The organism is Actinomadura decatromicini, assembly GCF_008121305.1.
GTDB lineage: Bacteria > Actinomycetota > Actinomycetes > Streptosporangiales > Streptosporangiaceae > Spirillospora > Spirillospora syzygii.
The window spans coordinates 1,146,441-1,164,027 of the sequence record NZ_VSRQ01000002.1; the positions used below are offsets into that span (position 1 = coordinate 1,146,441).

At 72.2% G+C, this 17,587-nt stretch carries 18 protein-coding genes; 10 read left to right on the top strand and 8 right to left on the bottom strand.

Features of this window, described 5'->3' with window-relative positions:
- The first annotated feature begins 14 nt into the window (after positions 1–14).
- From FXF68_RS13050 to FXF68_RS13070, 5 genes are read left to right on the top strand one after another with little or no spacing between them, the layout of a single operon-like run.
- Positions 15–1,799 (top strand): VgrG-related protein, encoded by a 1,785-nt coding sequence (locus tag FXF68_RS13050; protein WP_148759155.1) that lies wholly within the window; start codon positions 15–17, stop codon positions 1,797–1,799.
- A gap of 14 nt (positions 1,800–1,813) precedes the next feature.
- Positions 1,814–2,290, top strand: coding sequence for a GPW/gp25 family protein (locus tag FXF68_RS13055; protein ID WP_148759156.1), 477 nt, complete (start codon positions 1,814–1,816; stop codon positions 2,288–2,290).
- Positions 2,290–4,242 carry a putative baseplate assembly protein gene (locus tag FXF68_RS13060; protein WP_148759157.1) on the top strand — a complete coding sequence of 651 codons (1,953 nt, stop codon included), beginning with the start codon at positions 2,290–2,292 and terminating at the stop codon, positions 4,240–4,242. Before FXF68_RS13055 ends, FXF68_RS13060 begins: the two co-directional genes overlap by 1 nt.
- A gap of 22 nt (positions 4,243–4,264) precedes the next feature.
- On the top strand, positions 4,265–4,816 hold the full coding sequence (locus tag FXF68_RS13065) for a phage tail protein (protein ID WP_148759158.1): 552 nt from the start codon (positions 4,265–4,267) through the stop codon (positions 4,814–4,816).
- On the top strand, positions 4,813–6,054 hold the full coding sequence (locus FXF68_RS13070; protein WP_148759159.1) for an NADase-type glycan-binding domain-containing protein: 1,242 nt from the start codon (positions 4,813–4,815) through the stop codon (positions 6,052–6,054). The genes FXF68_RS13065 and FXF68_RS13070 overlap by 4 nt, the downstream gene beginning before the upstream one ends.
- Positions 6,055–6,127: 73 nt before the next feature.
- On the opposite strand, the gene FXF68_RS13075 is transcribed toward FXF68_RS13070, so the two are convergent.
- The 3 genes from FXF68_RS13075 to FXF68_RS13085 all read right to left on the bottom strand — a co-directional run bounded on the left by FXF68_RS13075 (position 6,128) and on the right by FXF68_RS13085 (position 9,281).
- Positions 6,128–7,303: a serine hydrolase domain-containing protein gene (locus tag FXF68_RS13075; RefSeq protein ID WP_148759160.1), complete on the bottom strand. Its 1,176-nt coding sequence runs from the start codon at positions 7,301–7,303 to the stop codon at positions 6,128–6,130.
- 119 nt (positions 7,304–7,422) lie between these two features.
- Positions 7,423–8,079: a response regulator gene (locus FXF68_RS13080; protein WP_148759161.1), complete on the bottom strand. Its 657-nt coding sequence runs from the start codon at positions 8,077–8,079 to the stop codon at positions 7,423–7,425.
- The gene (locus tag FXF68_RS13085; RefSeq protein ID WP_246178653.1) at positions 8,067–9,281 is read right to left on the bottom strand and encodes a sensor histidine kinase; all 1,215 of its coding nucleotides are present in this window, start codon (positions 9,279–9,281) and stop codon (positions 8,067–8,069) included. The genes FXF68_RS13080 and FXF68_RS13085 overlap by 13 nt, the downstream gene beginning before the upstream one ends.
- 230 nt (positions 9,282–9,511) lie before the next feature.
- On the opposite strand from FXF68_RS13085, the gene FXF68_RS13090 reads away from it, so the two are divergent.
- Positions 9,512–9,751, top strand: coding sequence for a hypothetical protein (locus FXF68_RS13090; RefSeq protein WP_148759163.1), 240 nt, complete (start codon positions 9,512–9,514; stop codon positions 9,749–9,751).
- Positions 9,752–9,778: 27 nt separating this feature from the next.
- Here the strand turns inward: FXF68_RS13090 and FXF68_RS13095 are convergent, their stop codons facing one another.
- The 4 genes from FXF68_RS13095 to FXF68_RS13110 all read right to left on the bottom strand — a co-directional run bounded on the left by FXF68_RS13095 (position 9,779) and on the right by FXF68_RS13110 (position 14,080).
- The gene (locus tag FXF68_RS13095) at positions 9,779–10,459 is read right to left on the bottom strand and encodes a GAP family protein (protein ID WP_148759164.1); all 681 of its coding nucleotides are present in this window, start codon (positions 10,457–10,459) and stop codon (positions 9,779–9,781) included.
- A gap of 2 nt (positions 10,460–10,461) precedes the next feature.
- Positions 10,462–12,273, bottom strand: a complete 1,812-nt coding sequence (locus FXF68_RS13100; RefSeq protein WP_148759396.1) for an alkyl/aryl-sulfatase — start codon at positions 12,271–12,273, stop codon at positions 10,462–10,464.
- Between the two features lie 254 nt (positions 12,274–12,527).
- Entirely contained in the window at positions 12,528–12,932 is a 405-nt protein-coding gene (locus FXF68_RS13105; RefSeq protein ID WP_148759165.1) for a hypothetical protein, read from the bottom strand.
- Between the two features lie 158 nt (positions 12,933–13,090).
- Entirely contained in the window at positions 13,091–14,080 is a 990-nt protein-coding gene (locus tag FXF68_RS13110; RefSeq protein ID WP_148759166.1) for a threonine ammonia-lyase, read from the bottom strand.
- A gap of 60 nt (positions 14,081–14,140) precedes the next feature.
- Here FXF68_RS13110 and FXF68_RS13115 point away from each other — a divergent pair, with 60 nt between their 5' ends.
- Positions 14,141–14,458 (top strand): ArsR/SmtB family transcription factor, encoded by a 318-nt coding sequence (locus tag FXF68_RS13115; protein WP_187437886.1) that lies wholly within the window; start codon positions 14,141–14,143, stop codon positions 14,456–14,458.
- Positions 14,459–14,460: 2 nt separating this feature from the next.
- Positions 14,461–14,943 carry an SRPBCC family protein gene (locus FXF68_RS13120; protein WP_148759167.1) on the top strand — a complete coding sequence of 161 codons (483 nt, stop codon included), beginning with the start codon at positions 14,461–14,463 and terminating at the stop codon, positions 14,941–14,943.
- Positions 14,944–15,095: 152 nt separating this feature from the next.
- Here the strand turns inward: FXF68_RS13120 and FXF68_RS13125 are convergent, their stop codons facing one another.
- The gene (locus tag FXF68_RS13125) at positions 15,096–15,470 is read right to left on the bottom strand and encodes a MerR family transcriptional regulator (protein WP_148759168.1); all 375 of its coding nucleotides are present in this window, start codon (positions 15,468–15,470) and stop codon (positions 15,096–15,098) included.
- Between the two features lie 45 nt (positions 15,471–15,515).
- Between FXF68_RS13125 and FXF68_RS13130 the strand changes: the two genes are divergently transcribed.
- Complete coding sequence (locus FXF68_RS13130; RefSeq protein WP_148759169.1) at positions 15,516–16,403, top strand: NmrA family NAD(P)-binding protein; 888 nt, start codon at positions 15,516–15,518, stop codon at positions 16,401–16,403.
- A 222-nt stretch (positions 16,404–16,625) separates the two neighbouring features.
- Positions 16,626–17,582 (top strand): hypothetical protein, encoded by a 957-nt coding sequence (locus FXF68_RS13135; RefSeq protein WP_222869908.1) that lies wholly within the window; start codon positions 16,626–16,628, stop codon positions 17,580–17,582.
- The last annotated feature ends 5 nt before the right edge of the window (positions 17,583–17,587 follow it).

A 17,587-nucleotide genomic window follows, 5' to 3' on the forward strand; every position in this document is an offset into this window, starting at 1 on the left:
GGAAGGGGAGAGACGTGTCGAAGGGCGCATACACCAACCAGCTCTCGGTGACCGTCGACGGCCGTCCGCTGACGCGCGATCAGCGGCGGAGCCTGGTCCAGGCCTGGGTGGACTCCAGCGTGAACGTCCCCGCGTCCTTCCAGCTGACCTTCCGGGACCAGTACCGGCGGCTGCTCGGCGAACTGGGCGTGAAGATCGGCTCGAAGGTGGTGCTGCGGGCCCTCGCGGTCGGCAGGGACGGCGGCGGGCCGCTGTTCACCGGGGAGGTCACCGCGCTGGAGGCCGACTTCGACGACACCGGCAAGTTCAGCGTGGTCCGCGGCCACGACCCGGGCCACCGGCTGCTGCGGAACCGGCGCGTCGAGGGCTACCAGAACATGACCGCGTCCGACATCGCGCGGAAGATCGCGTCGCGGAACCGGCTGCGGATCGGCCGGATCGACCCGACCCGGACGCTGTACGAGACGATCACCCAGCCGAACGTCACCGACTGGGAGTTCCTGATCAGGCTGGCGCACGAGAACGGCGTCGACGTCTACTTCTCGGACGAGGGCGAGTTCCGGTTCGTCGAGCCGAAGCCCGCGTCGGGCGCGCCCGGCAAGGCGGCGAAGGCCGCGTCCAGCCCGTACGTGCTGGAGTTCGGCACGAACCTGCGCCGCTGCCGCACCGGCGTCACCGCCGCCGACCAGGTCGGCACGGTTCGGGTGCGGGGCTGGGACGTCCGCCGCAAGCGCGAGGTGATCGGCCGCGCCGACGCCACCCGCAACCCCGAGCTGGACATCGGGGTGACCGGCGTCGACGCCGTCCAGCCGTTCGGGAAGGCGGAGCTGGTCGAGACCGGCGTCCCGTACGACACGCACGCGCAGGTGAAGGAGGCGGCGAGGTCGCTCGCGGGCGACGTCAGCGGCGCGTTCGCCGAGCTTGAGCTCGCGGCGGACGGCGACCCGAAGCTGCGTCCCGGGCTGCCGGTCGCGGTGAACCGGATCGGGCGCCCCTTCGAGGGCCGGTACACGGTCACCACCGCGCGGCACGTGTTCGGGATGGGGGACTCCTACGAGACGTGGCTGACGGTGTCCGGCCGCCAGCACCGGTCGCTGTTCGGGCTGGCGTCCGGCGGCGCCGCGCCCGCCGCGCCGAAGGTGCCGGGCGTCGCGTCCGCGATCGTCACCGACATCCAGGACCCGCGGAACCAGGGGCGCGTCAAGCTCCGCTTCCCCTGGCTGAGCGACGACTACGTGAGCGACTGGGCCCGCGTGGTGCAGTACGGCGGGGTGCGCGGCGGCGGGCTCCTCATGCCGGACGTGAACGACGAGGTCCTCGTCGCGTTCGACCGGGGCGCCCTCGACCACCCCTACGTCATCGGCGGGCTCTACAACGGCGTCGACCGGCTGCCGAAGTACCGGCGGATGCCGGTGGTCGGGACGTCCGGCCGGGTGAACTGGCGCAGCGTCGCGTCCCGCACCGGGAACCGGATCGAGCTGGTGGACGCGCCCGGCCAGCAGGGCGTGAAGGTGGCCAGCGGCGACGACCGGATGACGGTGGAGATGCGGGAGACGGGGACGCGGCTCACCGTCCACAGCGACGGCAGCGTCGAGATATCCGGCAACCGGACGGTGTCGGTCACGGGCCCGGTCATCCGGGTCGCCGCGACGACGCGGCTCGACCTCCAGGCGGCGAGCATCGGGCTCCGCGCGGCGAACCTCATGGTCCAGGGCATCGTCGAGGTGCAGGGCAAGGTCAACGTCACCGGGCTGCTCACCCAGAACCACTCGCCGGTCATGATCATTCCAGCGGGCTGAACGGGGGGATTCCGATGGGAGAGCAGTTCGTCGGCGCGGGCTGGGGGTTCCCGATGCGGGTCAGCGCGTCCGGCGGGATCGTGCTGGTCACCGGGGAGCGGGAGATCGAGGAGGCGATCCGGCTGGTGCTCGCGACCGCGCCGGGCGAGCGCCCGTCCCGGCCGGAGTTCGGCTGCGCGATCCACGACCTCGTGTTCGCGCCCGTCAACGAGGAGACCGCCGGGCGCATCGCCTACGAGGTGCGCGGCAGCCTGGACCGCTGGGAGCCGCGCATCGAGGTCGCCGACGTCCGGGTGAGCGTGGCGCCGGACGACGCGGCGGTGCTGTTCATCGACGTCCGGTACGAGGTCCGCGGCACGAACAACCCGCGCAACCTGGTCTTCCCGTTCTATGTGATCCCGTCCCACGACGACCCGGCGGACGAGGCGGACGCAACGGACGCGACATCATCCCGGCCGGGCCGCCGGCCGTCCTTCGAGAGCGGAACCTGATGCCCCTGCCCGCGCCCAACCTCGACGACCGGCGCTTCCAGCAGTTCGTGGACGACGCCAAGCGCTACATCCAGCAGCGCTGCCCGGAATGGACCGACCACAACGTGTCCGACCCGGGCGTGACGCTGATCGAGACCGTCGCGCACATGGTCGACCAGCTCGTGTACCGGCTCAACCGCGTGCCGGAGAAGAACTACGTGGCGTTCCTCGACCTGCTCGGCGTGACGCTGCTGCCGCCCGCCGCCGCCCGCACGGACGTGACGTTCTGGCTGTCCGCGCCGCAGGAGGAGGACGTCCTGCTGCCCGCCGGAGCGGAGATCGCGACACTGCGCACCGAGCACGAGGAGGCCGTCGTGTTCACCACCGAGCGCGACCTGCGCGTCGTGCCGTGCGAGCTGTCCGCCGTCGTCGCCCAGCCGGACGGCGGGACCGTCGCCGACCACACCGCCGACGTCCGATCCGGGGAGGATTTCGCGTGTTTCTCCGCCGTGCCCCGGCCCGGTGACGTGCTGGCGCTCGGGCTGTCGGCGGCCGTCCCGTCCTGCGCGGTGATGATCAGGCTGGACAGCCGGGTCGACGGCGTCGGCGTCGACCCCCGGCAGCCGCCGCTGCGCTGGGAGGCGTGGACGGGCGAGGGCTGGCGGGAGTGCGAGGTCGCCTCCGACGGGACCGGCGGGCTGAACCGGGCCGGGGAGGTCGTCCTGCACGTCCCGGACGGGCACGTCATGTCGCGGCTCGGCGTCCACGAGGCGGGATGGCTGCGCTGCCGGGTCACCGAGCCGCTGCCCGGCCAGCCGTTCTACTCGGTGTCGCCGACCGTCCGGGACGCGGAGGCCGCCACGGTCGGCGGGACGACCGGCGCCGTCCACGCCGAGACGGTCCGGGACGAGACGCTCGGCGAGTCCGCGGGCGTCCCCGGCGAGCGGTTCCGCACCGAGCACGCGCCCGTCGTGGCGGGCGACCCGCCGCTCGTCCTGGAGTCGTCGGACGGCGACGGCTGGCAGGAATGGGAGATGGTGGACCACTTCTCCGCGTCCGGGCCGGACGACCGGCACTTCCGGTTGGACGCGGCGACCGGCGAGATCTCGTTCGGCCCGGCCGTCCGCGCCCCGGACGGGCCGCTCCGCCAGTACGGGGCCGTCCCGGACAAGGGCGCGGTGCTGCGCGCCCGCCGCTACCGGACCGGCGGCGGCCGCGCCGGGAACGTGGCGCGCGGCGCGCTGAGCGTGCTCCGCACGTCGATCCCGTACGTCGCGCAGGTCGAGAACCGCGAGGCGGCGCGCGGCGGCGTCGACGCCGAGACCCTCGACGAGGCCAAGCGCCGCACCCCCGTCGCGCTCCGCGCCCAGGACCGCGCGGTCACCGCCCGCGACTACGAGGAACTGGCCCGCCGCGCCGCGCCCGAGACCGCCCGGATCCGCTGCCTGCCCGTGGACGACGCGGGCGCGGGCGCGGTCCGCGTCCTCGTGGTGCCGCAGGCCGTGGCCGACCCGGGCGGACGGCTCCGGTTCGAGCAGCTCGTCCCCGGCGACGACCTGCTCCGCCGCGTCACCCGCTACCTGGACGACCGCCGCCCGATCGGGGTCAGGCTCGCCGTGGGCCCGCCGTTCTACCAGGGCGTCACGGTCGTCGCGACGGTGCACGCCTTCGGGACCCTTGAGGCCGAGTCCGTCCGCCGCGCCTCGCTCGACGCCCTCTACGCCCACCTCGACCCGCTGACCGGCGGCGCGGACGGCCAGGGCTGGCAGTTCGGCCGCCCCCTCCAGGCGGGCGAGATCTTCGCCGTCCTGCAGCGGGTGCCGGGCGTGGAACTCGTGGACGAGGTCCGCCTGCACGCCGCCGACCCCCTGACCGGCAAACGCGGCGACGCCGTAGACCGCATCGACCTGGACCCGTCCGCCCTGGTCTTCTCCTACGACCACAAGATCCGGGTGCGCGGAGGAGCGTCATGACCGCAGCGAGGAATGGAGCGTCGTGAGGGGTGGGATTGACGGGGTGCGGTCGGCTCATCCGTTGGGGGAGCGGTTGCCGTCGGTGTTCGCCGAGGACGAGCTCGCGCAGCGGTTCGTGGCCGGGCTCGACGACCTCTTCGCGCCGCTGCTCGCCGTCCTCGACAACCTGGAGGCGTACTTCTCGCCCGCGCTCGCCCCGGCCGACTTCGTCGGCTGGCTGGCCGGGTGGGTCGGCGCCGAGCTGCGGGGCGACGAGCCCGAGGCGCAGGCCCGGGACGCGGTGGCGAAGGCGACGGGCCTGCACCGGTTGCGCGGCACCCGGCACGGTGTCGCGGCGGCGGTCCTGATGGCGTTCGGCGTCGCGCCGGAGATCGTCGAGAGCGGCGGCGCGACCTGGTCGGAGCGGCCGCTCGGCGCGTTCCCGGGCGAGGCCGCGCCGCGCCTTGAGGTGATCCTGCGCGTCCCCGACCCGTCGCGGGTGGACGCGCGGCGGCTGGACGCGCTGGTCGGCGCGGTCCGTCCCGCCCACGTCCCCTATGCCGTGCACGTCCTGGAGAAAGGAGCGGCCCGATGACGTCCCCCGGAGGAGTCTGCCCGGACTGCGGGGCCACCGGTCAGGGCGGCTCGTTCTGCGACCGCTGCGGCGCGGTGCTGAACTGGACGCCCGCCCACGGCGTCCCCCTGCCCCCTCCCAGCGAGCCGCCGCCGCCCGCGGAACCGCCGACCGCGCCGCCCGACACGCGAATCGAACGGCCCCTCCCGCCCGCCCCGCCGCGCGCCGCGCCCAACCAGCCGCCGCGCCCGCCCCGTTCGCCCGGTGGACTGCCGCGCCCGCCCCGTCCGCCCGCCGGGCCGCCGCAGGCCGCTCCGCCCGACCGGCGGGTCGCGCCGCTGCCGGGGCACCCGCCCGCGCGGGACGACCGGGCCCGGCGCCTGCTGATCCCGGTGACCCCGGAGACTCCGGCGCAACCCCCTCCCGCGGGCCCGGCGCCGGTGCTGCCGGGACGTCCGGAGGCGGCCCGCCCGCAGATGCGGGCGCGGAGCCCGGAGATGACGGGCGGCGTCCCGTGCCCCTGGTGCGACACGCTGAACCCGCCCGACCGGCACTTCTGCCGCCAGTGCGCGATGCCGCTCGCGGCGGCGGACAAGGACGGGTTCCGCACCCGCACCTGGTGGCAGCGGCTCGTCCACGGCGACCGGAACCGGGAGGTGCCGTGGGCGGGGGAGCGGCCGCGGATCCGGCGCGGCCCCGGCACCCTGCTGACCGCCGCCGTGCTGGCCCTCGCGGGCGTGGCCGTCGTCGGCACGGCGGTCGTGAAGGCCGACGACGTGGCCAACGGCGTCGTGGACCATTTCGTCAAGCGGGCGCCCGCCCCGCCGAACGCGGCGAAGGCGTCGCACACCGACCCGAAGCACGGCCCGCAGCTCGCCGTCGACGGCCTCACCAACACCTTCTGGGGGACGGGTTTCGGCGGCGGCAGCCAGGGCGTCTTCCTGGAGGCGTCGTTCGTCCAGCCGCGCCGCCTGCTCAACGTGATCATCACCTCGGGGGTCTCGAAGCAGCCGGACCAGTACGCCACCCAGGCCCGCCCGCAGATCCTGGACGCGACCGTCTTCTCGTCCGACGGCAAGAGCAGGACGACGGAGCTGCGCCTCGACGACGCCCCCGGCCCGCAGAAGCTCAAGCTGCGCGGGGACGGCGTCGTCCGCGTCCGGCTCACCATCCGTTCCGCCTACGGCGCCGCGCCCAACCGGCAGGTCTGCATAGCGGAGGTCGAGTTCTTCACGCGATCGACCGTCCGGAACCTCTGAGAGCCGTCCGAACCTCTGACAAGGGAAAAGCTCCCGGCCGCTGGAGGGCCGGGAGCTTCGCCTTGCGGCGGGGTCAGGAGCAGAGCGCGGTGTCCAGCGTGTCGACGACGTGCTGGTGCACCTTCATCATCTCGTCCTCCGTCGTCCTGATCGCGCTGGGCAGCGCGGTGACCGCGACGGTGGCGGCCCGGCCGTCCGTGGTGACGCCGTTGCGCGTCTCGTAGCCGTTGATGTCGCCGCCGTGGCCCCACAGGTCGCCGCCGCAGGACAGTCTCCGCTTCATGAGGCCGAGGCCGTACGACGCTCCCGGCGTCTCGCCCGGCGACGGGACGGTCCGCTTCATCTCCGCCAGCTCCGCAGGGCGGAGCAACCGGCCGCCGAGCAGGGCGCCGAAGAAGCGGTTCAGATCGCGCGGGGTGCTGACGAGCTGCCCCGCCGCCCAGGCCGCGGACGGGTCGAGCCTGGTGATGTCGCGCAGCGTGCCGCCGGGCTCGGCCGCGTCGTAGCCCTTCGGATGCGCTCCGCGGATGCCGCGCTCCCCGACCTGCGGCCAGTACGTGTCGCGCAGCCCGAGCGGGCGGACGATCCGATTGGTGATCTCCTCGCCGATCGGACGTCCCGTCACCTTCTGGACGAGGAGTCCCGCGATCACATAGTTGGTGTTGCTGTACTCCCATTTGGCGCCCGGCGGGAAATCGGCGGGATGCTGGAGCGCCATGTCGATCAGTTCACGCGGTTCCCGGTAGATGTCGCGCGTGTTGAAGCCGTTCAGGTCGAGGTACCGGGAGTAGTTGGGAATGCCGCTCGTGTGCTGGAGCACGTTCCGCACCGTGATCTTGTTCGGGTCGATTCCCTTGCCGCGGACGAGGCCCGGGAGGTACTTCTCGATCGGGGCGTCCAGCCCCACCTTCCCCTCGCCCACCAGTTGCAGGACGACCGTCGCCGTGAACGTCTTGGTGTTGCTCGCGATCCGGACATGCCCGTTCACCGGCGGTTTCGCGCCCGTGGCGCGGTCGCCGACGCCCGCGACGTAGTCGGCGGCGCGCCCGTCCCGGCCCCGGACGGCGGCGAGCACGCCGGGGAACCCGTCGCGCACCAGGGCGTCCATCTTCGCCTGAACGGCGGGATTTCCCGGTTCCCCGCCTTTCTTCGTATTGGCCAGGGCGGGCGCGCCCGCCGCGACGGCTCCGCCGAACACCGTGAGCGCGGCGAGCAGAACAGGAATCTTCGACTTGATGGGATAAACCATCGGGAGCTCCTTGCGAGTGGCGTTTACTCGGATGCTCAAAGCATCTCCACTCGCCGCCGCCGGAACGAGACAGCGCGGCCCCAGAAATGAGGTGTAGCCAACACCACCATCCGCCCGGGTCAGCTACGGGAATTGGCCTCCAGATAGCGCAGGACGGCGGTGACGCGCCGGTCCGCCCCGCTGGTCGGCTCCAAGCCGAGCTTGGCGAAGATGTTCCGGATGTGCTTGTGCACGGCCCCCTCGGTGACGACGAGGCCCTCCGCGATCGCGGTGTTGCCGAGGCCCTCCGCCATCAGGGCGAGCACGTCCAGCTCGCGCGGCGTCAGCCGTTCCAGCGCGCAGTCCGAGCGGGTGTGGGTGAGTAACTGCGCGACGACCTCCGGGTCGATGGCGGTGCCGCCGCCCGCGACGCGGTACAGCGCGTCCAGGAACTGCTCGACGCGGCCGACGCGCTCCTTGAGCAGGTAGCCGATCCGGCGGGCGCCGCCGTGCAGCAGCTCGGTCGCGAACGCCTGCTCGACGTACGCCGACAGCACGAGCACGGCGAGGTCCGGGCGCCGCCGCCGCGCCTCGACCGCCGCCCTGATCCCCTCGTCGGTGTGGGTCGGCGGCATCCGGACGTCGACGATCGCCGTGTCCGGCTCGTAGTCGTCGACGGCCGTGAGGAAGGCGTCCGCGGAGTCGGTGGTCGCGACCACGTCCAAGGACTCGGCGCGCAGCAGCAGCGCCAGCCCCTCGCGCAGCAGCGGGTCGTCCTCGGCGATCACGATCCGCATGGGAGCTCCACCTCTAAGATCGTCGGCCCACCGGGTGGGCTGGTCAGGACGAGCCGCCCGTCGTGCGCCTCGACGCGGCTGCGGATCCCGGCGATGCCGGAGCCGCGGCGCGCGTCCGCGCCGCCGACGCCGTCGTCCTCGATCCGCAGCCGCAGGTGCGGGCCGTCGCGGCGGACGGTCACCAGCACGTGCCGCGCCCCGCTGTGCCGGGACACGTTGGTCAGCGCCTCCGCCGTGACGAAATACGCCGTCGCCTCGACGGACACCGCGCACCGGCCCGGCATGTCGACGTCCACCTCGCAGGGGACGCCGCAGTTCGCCGCGAGCCCGGTCAGCGCGCCGGTCAGGCCCCGGTCGTCCAGCACGGGCGGCAGGATGCCGCGCACCACCGCGCGCAGCTCGGCCAGCGCCTCCTCGGCCGCCGCCTGCGCGCGTTCGAGGATCGCGGGCGCGCTCGCCGGGTCGCGCGCCAGGGCGCGCCGGGTCGCGCCGAGCAGCACGGTCACGCCGACGAGGCGGTTCTGCGCGCCGTCGTGCAGGGAGCGCTCGATCCGCCGCAGCTCCGTCGCGTGCGCGTCCAGCGCGGCGGCCCGGGTCGCCGACAGCTGCGCGACCCGCAGGGACAGGTCGGTGTCGTCGGTGGCCGCGAGGAGCCGCCGTCCCGGCCACGCCTGCAACCGGGCCATCCCCGGGCCGAGCAGGACGAACGCCAGCGCGAGCCCGATCCCGAAGAGGGTGACCGGCAGGGCGTCGGAGAAGTCGCGGACCGTCCAGAACACACCCGTGGGCTCGCGGTTCTGCGCGGGCAGGAACCGCCACCACAGCGGGTAGGTGATGTCCTGCGCGGACGCGACCGGCATCGTGATCGCGGCCGCGCTGAACAGCAGGCCCGCCGTCCCGTGCCCGAGCACCCAGAACAGCTCGCGGGGGACGGCCGGGTCCGCGAGGGCGGCGCTGAGCCGGGACGGCACCGGCCCCGGCCCGATGATCTCCGGGCCCCAGCGGGACAGCCGGGCCCGCTCCCGGGAGGCCACCGCGCGGACGGCGCGCAGCGCGCTCGGCGCGAGCAGCAGCCCGACCCCGGCGAGGCACAGCACCGCGACCGACGTGACCCACGCCATCGCCACGAACGCCAGCAGGGCGGTGCCGAGCCCGCCGACGAGATGCTCCAGCGCGTCGAGGACGGCGCGGGCACGGCGCATGAGGCGACCCCGCCCGGCATACCGGGGAACCGCCGGCTCCGGCCTGCCCGCCACCATCCGCACCCTCCTCGCGCCCCCGACTTTAAGTCGACAAGTCGGAAATCGTCCGAAAGGAGGCGCAGGAGTACAGCCTGCTATACCAACGTGGACGGGAAGGCTGGATCGTTCGCCGCGTTCGTCGTTCCTAGAGTGATTCGCGGCGATCGTCACCCCGCACTCGGAGAAAAAAGATGAATGATCCTCACAGCCGGTCGGAGGCGACCACCCCGGCCGCGGCCGGGGCGTCCCCGAAGGCGCGGAGCAGGGCCGTGCGGCCGGTGCTGTGGGTGCTCCTCGTGTTCTTCGCGGCGGCCGACATGGTCCTGTCGCGGCTCGACGCGAACGTGGTCGTCGACGCGGCGTTCGGGCTGGCCACGATGGCCTGCGCGACGTGCCTGATCGTCCACCACTACCGGAACCGCCGCGGCTGACCGGGGCCGTGCCGGGGAACGTGCCGGTCAGTCGATGAGGCCGGAGAGGCCCTTCCCGACCAGGACGACCCCGATCACCAGCAGCAGGACGAACATCACCGTGCCCTTGTTCTGCTCCAGCCACGCTCTCAGCGAGTCCAACGGCCCGCGCATCCGCTCGGCGTTGGTGACGTAGACGGCCACCGGGACCGCGACCGTGCACGCCGCGATGACGGTGAAGACGGCGACCGCGACGACCTCGCCGCCGATGCTCAGCTCGCCCTGCGCGATGGCGATTCCGGCGGCGGCGCACATCACCAGGTTCTTCGGGTTCACGGCCGACAGCAGGACCCCCTGCGACGCGGCCCTGACCGGGGTCAGCCTGTCGATCGCCTTCATCCAGGCGGGCAGCTCGGCGGGCGCGCCCGGTCCGGGACGCGCGGTCCACTGCTTGGCGGCCAGCGTCAGCACGAGCACGCCCAGCAGTAGCTTGATCCACGACACCGGCGTCTTCGGCTGCCCGGACGCGTCCGTCATGCCGATCGCGTTCGCGATCACCACCAGCACCGTCGTGGCGACCACGATCCCGGCCACCCACCCGCCGAGGAACCCGAGGCCCGCGTCGCGGGCGCGGGGCGCCAGCAGCATCAGGATCACCGCGATGATCGGGATCGGGCTGATCGCCACCCCCACGGCGAGCGGGAGCAGGTCTCCGATGACCTCGCCCATGGTCAGGGAGTGACGATCGGGAAGTCGGGCTCGGGCGCGTCCATGACGGCCAGCAGCTTCCGCAGCGCCCCCGCGTCACCGGAACTGGTGATGCCTTCCGAGCCCTTTCCCGCTATCAGCGCGAACAATTGCGGACGGGTGAGCGTGAGCGTCAGATCGGCGCCGTCGTTCTCGTCGGCGACGCGCCGGTGGATGAGGACGCCATTGGACAGCATCATCCGGTACCGCTCGCGTGTGTCGGTGAAGTCCCAGTCGATGGTGACGTGCTCGTCCCACGCCTTGGGGCCGTTCACACGGATCGCCATAGAGTCGAAGACCTGCTCGACCGTCAGCCCGGCGGTCATCCCGCCGGAGATGCTCATCGGGACCGGCTTGATCCCCTCGCGCAGTTCCATCGCCCCGGTCAGGTAGAAATTGCGCCACGTCCCGTTCTCCGCGCCCCGGCCGAGGCGCTGGTAGACGTCGGCGAGCCCGGACTTGGCGTCGGCGTTGTCCGGGTCGGCGAACACGACGTGGTTGTAAAGGGTCGCGGCGAAACGCAGATCGCCCTGGTCTGCGTAGTCGCGGGCCATCGACATCACCTTGGACGCGCCGCCCATGCATTCCACGTACCGTTTCGCGTTCTCGACCGGCGGGTGCTCCCAGAGGTGCGCGGGATTGCCGTCGAACCAGCCCATGTACCGCTGGTAGATCGCCTTCACGTTGTGGCTCACCGAGCCGTAGTAGCCGCGCGCGTGCCAGGCGTTGGACAGCGCGGGCGGCAGCTCCATCATCTCCGCGACCTCGATGCCGGTGTGGCCCTGGTTGAGCAGGCGCAGCGTCTGGTCGTGCAGATAGGCGTAGAGGTCCCGCTGCTGCGACAGGAAGGCGACGATTGCGTCGCGTCCCCAGATCGGCCAATGGTGGGACGCGAACGCCACATCGCTGGAGTCGGCGAACAGCGTGATCGCCTCGTCCAGGTAGCGCGCCCACACCCGCGCGTCGCGGACGAGCGCCCCGCGCAAGGTCAGGATGTTGTGAAGGTTGTGCGTGGCGTTCTCCGCCATGCACAAGGCGCGCCGTTCCGGGAAATGGAAGTTCATCTCCGCCGGTGCCTCGGTTCCCGGCGTCAACTGGAACACGATCCGCACACCGTCCAGGACTTCCTCCTGCCCGGTGCGGGTGATGTGCTTGTTCGGCGGGATGAGCGATACCCGGCCGGACGACGCGGTCTGGCCGAGCCCTGTCCCGACCATTCCGTCCGGGCCCCGATCCAGCAGGACGCCGGTGTGGTACATGCCGCGGCGGGCCATCGCCGTCCCGGCGTACACGTTCTCCGCGACGGCGTTCTCCACGAATCCGGCGGGCGCGACGATCGGTGTCCCGTCGGGATTCCCGGCCTCGATGACGCCCTCCGCGCCGCCGAAATGGTCGACGTGCGAATGGGTGTAGACGAGCCCGGTGACGGGCCGTTCACCTCGGTGCTCCCGGTACAGCCCGAGCGCGGCGGCGGCGGTCTCCACCGACACGAGCGGGTCGATCACGATCACCCCGCGCTCGCCCTCGACGAGCGTCATGTTCGACAGGTCCAGGCCCCGTACCTGGTAGACGCCGTCCGTCACCTCGAAGAGGCCCTGCTTGGCGCACAACTGCGACTGCCGCCAGAGGGACGGGTTCGCCGTGTCCGGGCAGGGGCCGTCGAGGAAGGCGAAGACGTCGTTGTCCCACACGACCCGTCCGCCCGCGTCCTTGACCACCCCCGGCGACAGCGACGCCACCAGGCCGCGCTCCGCGTTCTCGAAATCCGTCCGGTCCGTGAAGGCGAGATCTCCCATGACGTCCATTTGTCCAGCCCCATACCAACCCAAAGTTCCCTACTGGCAAAGGCTCTTCGCGCGGCTGCCGCATCACGCCCGCCTGTCCCTCACCCGGAACCATCGCGCGGTGGGCGGCGCCGTCCACCGCGCCGCCACCGACCGCCTCGAACGGGTCGTGCTCCGGGGGCGATGCCACGCCGAACAAGGGCGCGGGTCGTGCAATTCTTCCGGCCCTTGTTCGGCGTGGTCAATGATCTACTTGAGGCGGGGGATCAGTCCCAGTTGATGGCTTCCTGGGTCAGGAGTTCGCGGCCCTCGTAGACGGAGACGACGGCGTTCGTGCCGCGGCGATCGGGGGACGGCGTGAGGTCGAGGCCCTGCCACTGGTCGCCGGCGGCGACGTTCGCCGCCGAGGTGACATGGCGGCCCGTGACGTAGTCGATGACCACCCTCACCTGGCTGTCGGCCGAGCAGTGGACGGACCAGCCGTCCGCGGCGATGCCGTCCGGGCCCAGGTCGCGGACCGTCACCTCGTCCGCGAAAAGCCGGGCCTCGCACGACGCGTCGGCCTTGCCGGGAGCGGGCTCGGCGGGAGCGGCCAGGGCGGGAGCGGCCACCGGTCCGGTCGCCAGGGCGGCGACGACCAGGGAGGCCCCCGCCAGGATTGCTTTGCGCATCACACTCTCCTTTTGCGCAGGATGTTCTTGCATATTCACCATTCCATCCCGGGCGTGGACGGGTAAGCCTCGGAAAGGCAGCCAAAAGGGCAACGATCAGTGCCCGCGAAGCACCGGGCGCGGCAATGTTCGGGCTCGTCGGCCGAATGGCGGAATTGTCAAGCCCGGTGAGGGGTGGATATGCCCGCCCACTGGCGATAAGCGTCCATGTCCACGTTGCCGCCGCACACGATGGCGGCCACGTGCCGTCCGGCGAAGCGGTCGCGGTCTTCGAGGACCGCCGCGACGCCGAGCGCGGCGGACGGCTCGACCACGAGCCCCGCGTGGTCGAGGAGCAGCCGCATGCCCTCGATGATCGACGCCTCCTCGACCAGGACGGCGTCGTCGGCGACGAGGAGGAGGTCGTCCAGGACGGCCGCGATGGGGCGCCGACCGGCGACGCCGTCCGCGATCGTGTCGGTCGAGTCGGTGGTGACGACGCGCCGCCCGCGCCACGACAGCGTCATCGCGGGCGCCCCCGCCGGCTGGACGCAGATCACCTCGACGTCCGGCGCCAGCGCCTTCAGCACGTGCCCGACGCCGGTGGCCATCGCCCCGCCGCCGAGCGCGATCAGCACGGCGTCGAACGGCGGGACGGCGCCCGCCGGCTCCGCCAGCTCCAGCCCGATGGTCGCGGCGCCCTCGCAGGTCTCGATGTCCAGGCTGTCCTCGACCAGCCGGACGCCGTCGTGCCGCGCGATGGCCGCCGCCCGCTCGCGGGCCAGGTCGAAGTCGCCGTCCACCAGCTCCAGCGCCGCGTCCAGCGCGCGGATGCGGTCGAGCTTGGCGGCGGGCGCGAACCGGGACGCGACGACGGTGACGTCCAGCCCCCGCTTGCGTCCCGACCAGGCGAGGGCCTGGCCGAGGTTGCCCGCGCTGGCGCACACCGCCGCGCGCGGACCGCTCTCGGCGAGCAGGCTCGCGACGAGTTCGGTGCCGCGGCCCTTGAAGCTCCGGACCGGGTTCGCCGTTTCGAGCTTGACGCTCACCGCGCAGCCGAGCACGGGCTCCAGCGCCTCGCAGCGGTAGAGCGGGGAGTCGAGGAAGAGCGGGTCGATCACCTGGCGGGCCGCCCGGATCCGGGCGAGGTCGAGGCGCGTCTGCGGCACGGACGGCAGCGTAGCGACGCGCCTTGACACGCTCCAACCGTAAGCCGTAGCTTACGGTTCGTGGATGCTTACCAAAGCGGTTCCGGATGGGAGGCGCTGGGCGATCCCACCCGGCGCGCCATCGTGGTCTGCCTGGCCGAGCGGCCGCAGGCCGTCGGCCAGCTGGCGGAGCGGTTGCCGATCAGCAGGCCGGCGGTGTCCCAGCATCTGAAGGTCCTGAAGGACGCCGGGCTGGTCACCGACCGCGCCGAGGGGACGCGGCGGGTGTACCGGCTCAACCCGGCGGGCCTCGCGGCGCTGCGCGACCAGCTCGAAACCTTCTGGGACCGCGCGCTGAACGGCTACCAGGACGTCGTCGACCGACCCACCGAGGAGTGATCATGACTCAGGCAGCGGACGTGGTGGTCCGCCGGAAGATCGTCGTGGACGCGACGATCGAGCGGGCCTTCGAGATATTCACCGAGCGTCTGGGCGACTTCAAGCCGCCCGAGCACAACCTGCTCGGCGCGCCGATCGTCGAGACCGTGTTCGAGCCGAAGGTCGGCGGACACATCTACGACCGGGGCGCGGACGGCGCCGAGTGCCGCTGGGCGCGCGTCCTCGCCTACGACCCGCCGGACCGCGTCGTGTTCAGCTGGGACATCAGCCCGCAGTGGCAGATCGAGACCGATCCGGACAACACGAGCGAGGTCGAGGTCCGGTTCGTCGCCGAGACCCCGGAGCGCACCCGCCTGGAGCTGGAGCACCGCCACCTCGACCGGCACGGGCCCGGTTGGGAGTCGGTCCGCGACGCCGTCGACAACGACGAGGGATGGCAGCTCTACCTGGACCGGTACGCCGCCCTGGTCACCGAGTCCGACTGAGCCGGGGGCCACGGCCTTCCGTTGTTCGCGGGGAGGCCGGGCTCGTCCGGGCGGGGAGGCGGCTCCTCGGCCTGGACGAGCCCGGCCTCTTGGGCGACGATCGCCGCCCGCACGCGGTCGGCCGGGCCTGAAGCCCTGACGGAATGCCGGGGTCAGGCTTCGCGGGCGAAGGACGCGCAGTCCGGGCACTCGTCGAGATACCGATGTCGGCATTCGACGGTGTGCCGCAGAAAGGAGATCGCCCGCTGCCGGTGGACGACCTCCGTCTCGAGCGCCTCGATCTTCGCCTTCACGACCGCCTGCGCCGTGGCCTTCTTCGGCGACATGGCGGCCGTGATCTCGGGCAGCGAGAGCCCGACCCGCCGCAGTTTCAGGACGGTGCGCGCCTGCTCCAACGCATGGTCGTCGTAACTGCGGTATCCGCTGGCGTCGCGGGGCACGGTGAGCGCGCCGACGTCCTCCCAGTGCCGGAGGACGTGGGCTTCGACGCCGAGTTCGGCGGCGACCTGTCCGATCGTCCTCGTCATGCGCGCCTTGCCTTCATGCCGACCTGAACCCTTACCGTTCCGATCATGCCCGACACTCACCTCACCGGCACCCGTCACCGTCCATCGATCCTGGTCACCGGCGCGAGCGGCAACCTCGGCAGCGAAGTCGCCGCCCGTCTCCTCGCACGCGGTGCCCACGTGCGGACGCTGGATCGGCGGCGGAGCAGTCCTCGTCCCGGAGTCGAGTCGGTGGTGGGCGACCTCACGGATCCGGCCGTCCTGCGCGAGGCGCTCACCGGAATCGACGCCGTCTTTCTCATCTGGCCGCTGCTCGATTCCGCTCCGGCGCGTCCGCTGGTCGCGGAACTGCGAGCGGCGCGCGTCGTCTACGTGTCCTCGGCCGCCATCGACGATCTCGCCGATCGCCAGAGCGACCCCATCGTCCAGGTGCACGCGGACATGGAGGCCCTGCTCCGCGACGGCGGCGTCCGTCCCGTGGTGCTGCGCAGCGACACGCTGGCGTCCAACACCCGTGGCTGGACGTCGCAGTTGCTTGCGGGTGACGTCGTGTCGGGCCCGGACATGGCGCCCACACCCGTCGTGGACGAGCGCGACGTCGCCGACGCCGCCGTGGCCGTGCTGCTCGCGCCTCGGGACGAACCAGACCGAGGCCCCTACGTGCTGACCGGGCCCGAGGTGCTCAGCCGCGCCGACCTGGTCGCCCGCCTCGGTGCCGCTCTCGGCCGCCCGCTGCGGTTCGAGCCGGTCCCCGCCGAACTCGCGCGAGCGCGGATGCTCGCGGACGGACGTCCGGAACCCCTGGTCGAGGCGCTGATCACCGCCGCCGTGGCGCGGCCGCCGTCGTCCCGCGTGACCGGTGACGTCGAGCGCCTCACCGGCCGTCCGGCCGGCACGTTCGCCGGATGGGCCGCCGCCCACGCCGCCGAATTCAACGGGCCGGACGAAACCTGAATCAACGTCCCGCGCGGAATCGAATTTCCAAGGCCCGCACGCTCTGAAGGGCCGGGATTGAGCTGCGGTTTCAGAGCCTACTTGACCGCGATTCACGGCAATCGACAGAGGCGGAGAGGGACGACGCAAAATACCATCGCCGGGCAGACGTGCGTCGCGCCCTTACGGAGCCCCCAGCGGAGCAGGGCGCGGCCGACAGGCTCTGCCGAAGCGAGGTCTCCCGTGAAACGTACCGGCCGTCGTTCGACCCTCCTGTCCGCCACCGTCGCGCTGGCGCTGGCGTCCGGCCCGCTGGCCGCCGCCCCGTCCAGTGCCTCCTCGCCGCCGGGCCGACCGGCTGCGGCGGAGCCGTTCTGCTACGGAGAGCCCTCGACCCCTACCGCGGACGTCAGCGATCTCAAAGGCCGTTTCGGGCCGTCGAACTGGATGCCGACCCTCCAGGAGATGTACCGGCGGCGCTGGCCCAGCGGGGAGAAACTCGCCGTCGCGCAGGCGGGCGACAAGTACTGGAGCCAGTTCGTGAACACGAAGAGCTTCGAGTCTTTCGCGGAGTCGATGATGGTGGCGATCCACGAGGAGACCCATATGTGGGATCTGGATCCGTCCCGGACGCAGTGGGACGTGCGAATAGCGTCCTGGATCAACGCCTCGCAGCAGACGACGGCCGTCCCGCTGCTCGGCGGCTTCCCCCGCAAGGAGATCCTGCCGCTGATCACCGACAAGCTCAGCGACAGCATGGACGGCATCTACCTGCGGGACTCGCAGCAGGGCGAATACAAGCTGCAGGGCGTCCTCGCGGAACTGAACGCCGGGCTCATGGGGCTGCCCGCCGTCACCGTCGTGCAGGAGTACATCAAGGGCGTCGGGGCCAGCAACGCCCGCGACATCGCCGCGACCAACCTCCGCTATCTGCTCCTCTACCTGCGCGTCGCCAAGGACAAGCACCCCGACTACTGGGCCAAGATCAAGAACGAGCCGAAACTCCGCGAACTCGTCCTGATCCAATTCCTGCGCACCGCGTACTGGCTGGACAGGTCCGCGCCCTACACCGGCAAACTCGGCAGTCCCGACGCCGACAAGATCACCGCGACGAACTACTCCCCGCCGAACCTCGCCATCGTCGAGGAGTTCACCGGCGCCACCGTACGCCGCGACACCGACAAACACTGCACCGCTTGACACCC